At 70.2% G+C, this 6,947-nt stretch carries 7 protein-coding genes; 2 read left to right on the top strand and 5 right to left on the bottom strand.

Going from position 1 to position 6,947, the window contains the following annotated elements:
* Window positions 1–240 precede the first annotated feature (240 nt).
* From ABT025_RS39015 to ABT025_RS39000, 4 genes are all read right to left on the bottom strand, one after another.
* Window positions 241–585, bottom strand: coding sequence for a rhodanese-like domain-containing protein (locus ABT025_RS39015; protein ID WP_351003531.1), 345 nt, complete (start codon window positions 583–585; stop codon window positions 241–243).
* Window positions 586–990: 405 nt separating this feature from the next.
* A complete protein-coding gene (locus ABT025_RS39010; protein WP_351003529.1) occupies window positions 991–1,962 on the bottom strand; it encodes a J domain-containing protein in 972 nt (323 codons plus the stop codon).
* A gap of 215 nt (window positions 1,963–2,177) precedes the next feature.
* A complete protein-coding gene (locus ABT025_RS39005) occupies window positions 2,178–3,629 on the bottom strand; it encodes a DUF2252 domain-containing protein (RefSeq protein ID WP_351003527.1) in 1,452 nt (483 codons plus the stop codon).
* A gap of 224 nt (window positions 3,630–3,853) precedes the next feature.
* Entirely contained in the window at window positions 3,854–4,996 is a 1,143-nt protein-coding gene (locus ABT025_RS39000; RefSeq protein WP_351003525.1) for a hypothetical protein, read from the bottom strand.
* Window positions 4,997–5,085: 89 nt separating this feature from the next.
* Here ABT025_RS39000 and ABT025_RS38995 point away from each other — a divergent pair, with 89 nt between their 5' ends.
* Window positions 5,086–5,550, top strand: a complete 465-nt coding sequence (locus ABT025_RS38995; RefSeq protein WP_351003523.1) for a MarR family winged helix-turn-helix transcriptional regulator — start codon at window positions 5,086–5,088, stop codon at window positions 5,548–5,550.
* A 94-nt stretch (window positions 5,551–5,644) separates the two neighbouring features.
* Here ABT025_RS38995 and ABT025_RS38990 read toward each other — a convergent pair whose 3' ends face one another.
* Window positions 5,645–5,992, bottom strand: a complete 348-nt coding sequence (locus ABT025_RS38990; protein ID WP_351003521.1) for a winged helix-turn-helix transcriptional regulator — start codon at window positions 5,990–5,992, stop codon at window positions 5,645–5,647.
* Window positions 5,993–6,115: 123 nt separating this feature from the next.
* Here ABT025_RS38990 and ABT025_RS38985 point away from each other — a divergent pair, with 123 nt between their 5' ends.
* Window positions 6,116–6,727, top strand: coding sequence for an FMN-dependent NADH-azoreductase (locus tag ABT025_RS38985; RefSeq protein WP_351003519.1), 612 nt, complete (start codon window positions 6,116–6,118; stop codon window positions 6,725–6,727).
* Window positions 6,728–6,947 lie beyond the last annotated feature (220 nt).

The following is a 6,947-nucleotide window of genomic DNA, read 5'->3' as shown; positions in this document are numbered from 1 at the left end:
GTCCGCATACTGGATGTATTCGGACGTTCCGACAACGCGGCGAGGCGCCGTAGCTGTCGTCGCGCGCCCGCCAGGGATTACGGGACAGCCCTTAGGGTCCTTCGTTTGGAGCCGGACCCCGCGAGCCCGGCACGATCCAAACGAGAGGCCTTGGCCCCGGCCGGGCCCGACGACAGAGCCCGGGGCCTCTCGACGAGGGCCCGGGCCGGCCGGACAGGGAAGAGCGAGCGAAGAACGAGGTCAGACGACGAAGGCGGGGGTGCCGTTGTCGGTGACCATCGGGCGACCCGCACCGTCCCAGGCGAGCATGCCGCCGTCGATGTTCACGGCATCGACGCCCTGCTGCACCAGGTACTGGGTGACCTGGGCGGACCGGCCGCCGACCCGGCACATCACGTGCACGCGCCGGCCGTCCTCCACCGCTTCGGTCAGCTCACCGAACCGGCCCACGAAGTCACTCATCGGAATGTGCAGGGCGCCGTCGACATGCCCGGCCGCCCATTCGTCGTCCTCCCGGACGTCCAGCACGAAGCCGTCCGCCGGCACCGCCGTGACGTCGACCGCGGGAAGCGGGGCGAAATTCATGGGTCATGCCTTCTCTCGTCTGAATGCGCACTGAAGTCACCGGAAACGCTACCGGAACGAGTCGCAGCGCATCGGGCTTCGGGCACCGGCACCGGGCTCCGGCTTCGGGCTCCGGGCTTCGGGCTCCGGCTTCGGGCTCCGGCTCGGCGGTGAGGCGATTCCGAGCACTGCGCCGAGTGGCAGGCAGGAGCGGTCCGCTGAGCGGTCCGCTCTGCTGCTCGACGTACGGGCGGACGGGGCGGCGGCATCCCGCCCGTCGGCCCGACGGAGGAGAGCCGTGCCGCAGACGCCGGGCCGCCAGTAGTGCCGACCCGGCTCGCATGAAGCAGAAACCCACCGCCCCGGTCAGCCGACCATGACAGGAATCCCCATCCTCAAGGGATCCTCAAGGGCGGGGAGCGGAAGTCAGTGCGCCAGGCCCGCCAGCTCGGTCTCACGCTGCGACACCTCGCCGAGCAGCTGCTCGGCGATCTCTTCCAGCAGGTGATCCGGATCGTCCGGCGCCATCCTCAGCATGGCGCCGATCGCGCTCTCCTCCAGCTCCTGGGCGAGCACCGTCAGCAGTTCCTTGCGCCGGGTCAGCCAGTCCAGCCGGGCATAGAGCTCGTCGGCCTCGCTGAGCTCCGCCTCGGGCAGGACCGGCCCGGCCGCCCACTCCTTGGCCAGCTCCTTGAGCAGCGCCTCGTCCCCACGCCCGTACGCGGCGTTGACGCGGGTGATGAACTCGTCCCGGCGAGCCCGCTCGTTCTCGTCCTGGGCGAGATCCGGGTGGGCCTTGCGCGCCAGCTCGCGGTACAGCTTGCGTGCCTCGTCGGTCGGCCGGACCCGCTTCGGCGGCCGGACCGGCTGCTCGGTCAGCATGGCCGACGCCTCGGGGGACAGCCCGTCGGAATCGATCCAGTCGTGGAAAAGCTCGTCGACGCCCGGCATGGGCATCACGAGCGAGCGCGCGTCCTGCGCCTTGCGCAGATCCTCGGGGTCGCCCGTTCTGGCGGCCCGTGCCTCGGCGATCTGCGCGTCGAGCTCGTCGAGCCGTGCGTACATCGGGCCCAGTCGCTGGTGGTGCAGCCGGGAGAAGTTCTCGACCTCGACCCGGAACGTCTCGACCGCGATCTCGAACTCGATCAGAGCCTGCTCGGCCACCCGCACGGCATGCGCCAGCCGTGCCTCGGGACGCGCCTGCTGAGGGGTCTCATCTGCGGCGGCCGTATCGGCGGCAGCACCGGACGTCTCACCGGCTGCGGCATCTCCCGCTGCGCTGCCGCCGCCGTCGGAGGACACAGCGGCAGGGGAGCCGGGCTGCTCGTCCTGCTGGGCGTCGTCCTGCCTGGCATCGTCGTTCCGGGTGGTCGGTACCCCGGGGGCTTCGTGGGTCACCCGTCCAGCGTATGGCCACGGCCCGCATGCCGAGGACACGCGGTCGCCACAGCAGGCCTCACGCCCCTCACGCAGCGCACCTCGCGCCTCCGCCACAGCGAGGGTCACGCCCCCCACACAGCAGGCTTCACGCCTCCCCCGGCGGGCATCACGCCACCCGCACAGCAAGCCTCACATCTCCCCCAGCGGGCATCACGCCACCCACACAGCAAGCCTCACACCCCTTGCTCAGCAGCTATCCGCCCTGCGCCGATGGCCTGCACCAGCTCCGCATGGTCCGCCTCGGTACGGTCCGCATACGTCACCGCGAAGTCCGCCACCGCCTCGTCCAGCTCGTCGTTCTTCCCGCAGTACCCGGCGATCAGCCGCGGATCGGCGCTGTGCGCATGCGCCCGCGCCAGCAGCGCACCGGTCATCCGGCCGTAGTCGTCGACCTGGTCGGCCGCCAGCGCTGCCGGGTCGACGCTGCCCTTCCGGTTCCTGAACTGCCGCACCTGGAAGGGCCGGCCCTCCACGGTCGCCCAGCCCAGCAGGATGTCGCTGACGACCTGCATCCGCTTCTGTCCGAGCACCACCCGTCGCCCCTCGTGCCCCACCTCAGGCACATAGAAGCCCACGGCGGGCAGATAGGGCGCCAGCACCGACGGCCTGGCCTCCTTCACCTGCAGGACCAGCGGCTCACCCCGGTGATCCAGCAGCAGCACCACGTACGAACGAGTGCCCACGCTCCCCGTGCCGACCACCCGGAACGCCACATCGTGGATCGCGTACCGGGCCAGCAGTGGCACCCGGTCCTCCGAGACGGTGCCCAGATAGTCACCCAGCCCCGCCGCCACGGCTGCGGCCTCCGCGTCCGGCACCCGGCGCAGCACAGGCGGCGCGTCGACGAACCGGCGTCCGCCGTCCCCGGAGTCCTCCGTGGACTTCGCGGCGAAGCGGGCGCTGGTGTTGTTGCGTGCCTTTTCCGACACCCGCTCCAGGGTGCCCAGCAGATCCCGCGCGTCCGCGTGCGAGACCAGTTCCTCGTCGGCGATGGCGTTCCACGCGTCGAGCGCGGGCAGCCGTGCCAGCAGCCGCATGGTCCGCCGGTACGCGCCCACGGTGTCGTACGCGCCCCTGCGGCAGGTGTCCTCGTCCGCACCGGCCTCGCGCCCCGCGAGCACCAGCGAGGTGGCGAGACGCTTGAGGTCCCACTCCCAGGGGCCGGCCACGGTCTCGTCGAAGTCGTTCAGGTCGATGACCAGGCCGCCCCGGGCGTCGCCATACAGCCCGAAATTCGCCGCGTGCGCGTCACCGCACAGCTGGGCGGCCACTCCGGTGACGGGTGTACCCACCAGGTCGTGGGCCATCAGTCCCGCCGAACCCCGCAGGAAGGCGAACGGGGTGGCGGCCATCCGCCCCACCCGTATCGGTGTGAGACCAGGCACCCGGCCCTGATTCGACTCCTCGACCGCCCGCACCGCATCGGGCCGATCCACGGGCAGAGCCAGGGAACTGTGGGAGGAGCGGGGCACGTGCCGGCGCAGGGCCTTGCCCGCGTCCCTCGGCGACAGCGGTGCGCTCCGGTCCCCCGGATCCGCCCGGCGGGCGAACCCGGGCACGACCGGAATGCGCGCACCGTCCTTCACCGCCCGCTGTACCGGCAGCGTCGCTTCGATCTCGCTCATGGCGTGCAGCCTCCCCCGACCGCACCCGGCGCCGCCGTCGGCGTCCGGAGTCCCGGTCCAACATCAACTGCCGAAGACGGTACCGCTGTCCATCGACGGCCGTCTGCCCCTGTGGACAACGGTGGACAACGACGGACATCCGACCGAAGCGCCTGTGGACAACATCCGCCCCGCCCTCCGCCCCGGGCCAAGAACCGGCCGGAACTCCGGTCCGAGAGCCCCGCTCAGACGCCCACGGCCTCCTCCATCTCCTCTTCCGTCCGCTGTTCCGTCCGCTGTTCCGTCCGCTGTTCCGTCCGCTGTTCCGTCCGCTCATCGGCCTCCGCCGCACCCCGGACCGGCACCGGCGCTGCGCCGGCCGCTTCGGCCGGCACGGCGGCCGCGCGGCGCTTCCGCTCGGCGAGACCGGCCAGCGCCATCGCCACGACACCCACCATGAACCAGAGGCCGAGTACCAGGAGGTGTCCGCCGAGCGCGTGCCCGCCGAAGTACACATGGCTGCGGACACCTTCGATGAATCCCGCCCCGTTCCAGAACGAGTGCAGCGCACCGAAGAACCCGGGCTGCAGCTCGGGCCGGAAGATGCCTCCGGAGCTGGTGAAGTTCAGCATGACGAACAGCACCATGACGCCGAGCGTGGTCCACCGCTTGAGGAAGGTGTGCAGCCCGACACCGATCAGCAGAATGCCCGCCGAGTAGAGCCACGCCATCGCCCACACGCCTCCGAGCCCGTGGTCCACGATCCCGAAGAGCGGCCCGGCGAACACCGCCCCGATCACACTCACCACGAGCGACGCGACGACGGCCAGCGCGGCCCTGATCCGCAGTGCCAGCACCGCGCCTGCCCCGCCGATCACGGCGACGGACGCGTACGAGCCGATGCTCACCGCGACCAGCAGGAAGAAGATCCCCTGCCCGGTCGGGTCGCCGTCCGCGGTGGGAGCGGTGTTGGTCACCTTCAACGGAGCGCCCTGTCCGGCCGCCACCTCGGTGAACACCTTCTCCACCACGGTCGCGCTGGTGTCGGAGGATGCCGTGGCCACCAGCAGTTCCGGGCTCCCGCCGGGCACGTAGGCGCCGTAGCTGTCCTGCGTCCTCAGGTGGTCGACGGCCGTGGCACGGTCGGCGACCGTACGGACGCTCAGCGCCCCGTCCCCCTTGTCCTGGAGCGTCTGGGCCAGCACCTGCGCACTCGGCCCCGACCCGACCACGTCCACCCGCAGATCGTGCGGCTCCGGGGCATGGAACGCCCCGAGGTAGGCCAGCCCCATGCCCACGCACATCAGCAGCGGCGTGACGAGATGGCTCAGCACATGACGCAGTGCGGCAGCTTGGGAGCCGGCGGCGGCACTCGGGCCTGTGGACATCGGAAGCTCCAGACAATCGAGAGATAGTTGGCTTTTACAACTCCTATTTCGTTGTACTATACAACTTAAATTTCGAGGAAGGCCGACCCGTGCCAGGCACACCCGGAGAACGTGAAGAATCGCTGGACGTCATCCAGCGCGAACTGACCGCCTTCGCCCGCCGGGCGCGCGCCGCCGCAGCGCGGCTCCACCCCGACCTGCCCCTGGTCTCGTACACGCTGCTGGCACACATCCACGACCGGCACGGCTGTCGCGCCACGGATCTGGCGGCGCACTACATGCTCGACAAGTCCACGGTCAGCCGCCAGGTCGCCACCCTGGAGAAGCTGGGCCTGGTCGAACGCCACCCGGATCCCGATGATCACCGCATCCAGGTGCTGCACCCCACCGAGGCCGGCGCGCAGGCCCTCACCTCGACCCAGGCCAGCCGTCGCGCCGCCTACAAGGACCGGCTCGCGGAATGGACGGCGGATGACCTCGCCCGGTTCGCCGCGTATCTGCTCCGCTACAACTCGACGAGCGGCTCCGGCAGCCAGGAAACACCGGACGCCTGAGTCACGGACTCACGCCCCGGGCCTCCGGCCTCCGGCCGCGGGGCACCCGGGTTCCGGTCCAAGGGCTGACCCGAGATTCCTGGCGGGATGCCTCTCAGCAACCGCCGAGGTCGTTCCTCAGGTGAGTTTCGGCCCAGCTCCCCAGTTCCTTGAGCGCGGGCTCCATCGCGGCACCGGCCTGCGTCAGGCGGTACGACACCCGCAGCGGCGGCCCCTCGTCGACCTCGCGGACCACCAGGCCCGCCGCCCCCAGTTCGGTCAGCCGGTCCGAGAGCATGCGCTCACTGATGCCCGGAATGGCCCGCCTCAAGTCGGCGAAGTGCACGGGCTGTTGCATCAGTACGGAAACGATCGGCCCCGTCCAGCGCTTACCGAACAGCTCGAAGACGCGGCTGATCCCCACGTCCACCCGCCTGCACGCCTGCTCGCTGTGATCCGCCATATGCCCAGAGTACTGCGTGCGCGTGAGGTGCTTACTATTTGTAAGCCACTATGTTATTACTAGGTACGTACGAAATATCGGGGCGCTGCACCGTCCCCCTCTCACCGAACCGTGGAGACCCTCATGGCCACCCTCCTGCACCTCGATTCCGCCGTCTTCCCCCAGGGCTCCGCGTCGCGCGAGGTCACCGCCGCATTCGTGCAGACCTGGCGCGAGCAGCACCCCGACGGGACGGTCGTCTACCGCGACCTCGCCGCCGAGCCCCTGCCGCATCTGAACGCCGAGGCCGCCGGAGCCGGTGCCGAGCACCCGCTGCGCGGCGAGCTCGCCGCGGAACTCGCCGCCGCTGACGCGGTTCTGATCGGCGCCCCTATGTACAACTTCACAATTCCGTCGACGCTCAAGGCATGGCTCGACCACGTGATCATCGTCGGCCACAACGTCGGCCCCGACAGTCCGGTGGCCGGCACCCCGATCACCGTCGTCGCCAGCCGCGGCGGCTCGTACGCGGCGGGCACCCCGCGCGAGGACTCCGAGTTCGTCCAGAACTACCTGGAGACGCTGCTGACGTCGATGTTCGCCGCCGAGGTCGACTTCATCGTCCCGGAGCTCACCCTGGCCCGCACCAATCCGCAGATGGCCGAGCTCATCCCGCTCGCCGACTCCTCCCGCGCCAAGGCGTTCACCGACGCCGCGGAGAAGGCCAAGGCCCTCGCCTCCCGCCTCGCCGCCTGAGACCACCCGAGACGGCCCGAGGGCGGTCCAAGGCGGTACGAGACGACCCGAGACCGCGCCGGACCGGCCGAGACGATCGGGCACAGCCCGAGACGCAGGGCAGCGAAGAAGCGAGAAGGGCCGGAGTCCTTGGCTTTGGGGGCCGCCCGCAAGGGAGTTTGGCGGTTCCACAAGGGTAATGAAAACCGGAATAAAACAAAAAAACACAAATGTATATGGT

This window comes from Streptomyces sp. NPDC002809 (genome assembly GCF_040295435.1).
Lineage (GTDB): Bacteria > Actinomycetota > Actinomycetes > Streptomycetales > Streptomycetaceae > Streptomyces.
The sequence above is the reverse complement of the archived record's forward strand: the minus strand, read 5'-3'. Positions and strand labels throughout refer to the sequence as shown.

Bases quoted from the DNA above. Each gene is read 5' to 3' on its own strand.
- ABT025_RS39000 (WP_351003525.1), bottom strand. From the start codon at position 4,996: ATGTCCACAGGCCCGAGTGCCGCCGCCGGCTCCCAAGCTGCCGCACTG.
- ABT025_RS38985 (WP_351003519.1), top strand. From the start codon at position 6,116: ATGGCCACCCTCCTGCACCTCGATTCCGCCGTCTTCCCCCAGGGCTCC.
- ABT025_RS39015 (WP_351003531.1), bottom strand. From the start codon at position 585: ATGAATTTCGCCCCGCTTCCCGCGGTCGACGTCACGGCGGTGCCGGCG.
- ABT025_RS38990 (WP_351003521.1), bottom strand. From the start codon at position 5,992: ATGGCGGATCACAGCGAGCAGGCGTGCAGGCGGGTGGACGTGGGGATC.
- ABT025_RS39005 (WP_351003527.1), bottom strand. From the start codon at position 3,629: ATGAGCGAGATCGAAGCGACGCTGCCGGTACAGCGGGCGGTGAAGGAC.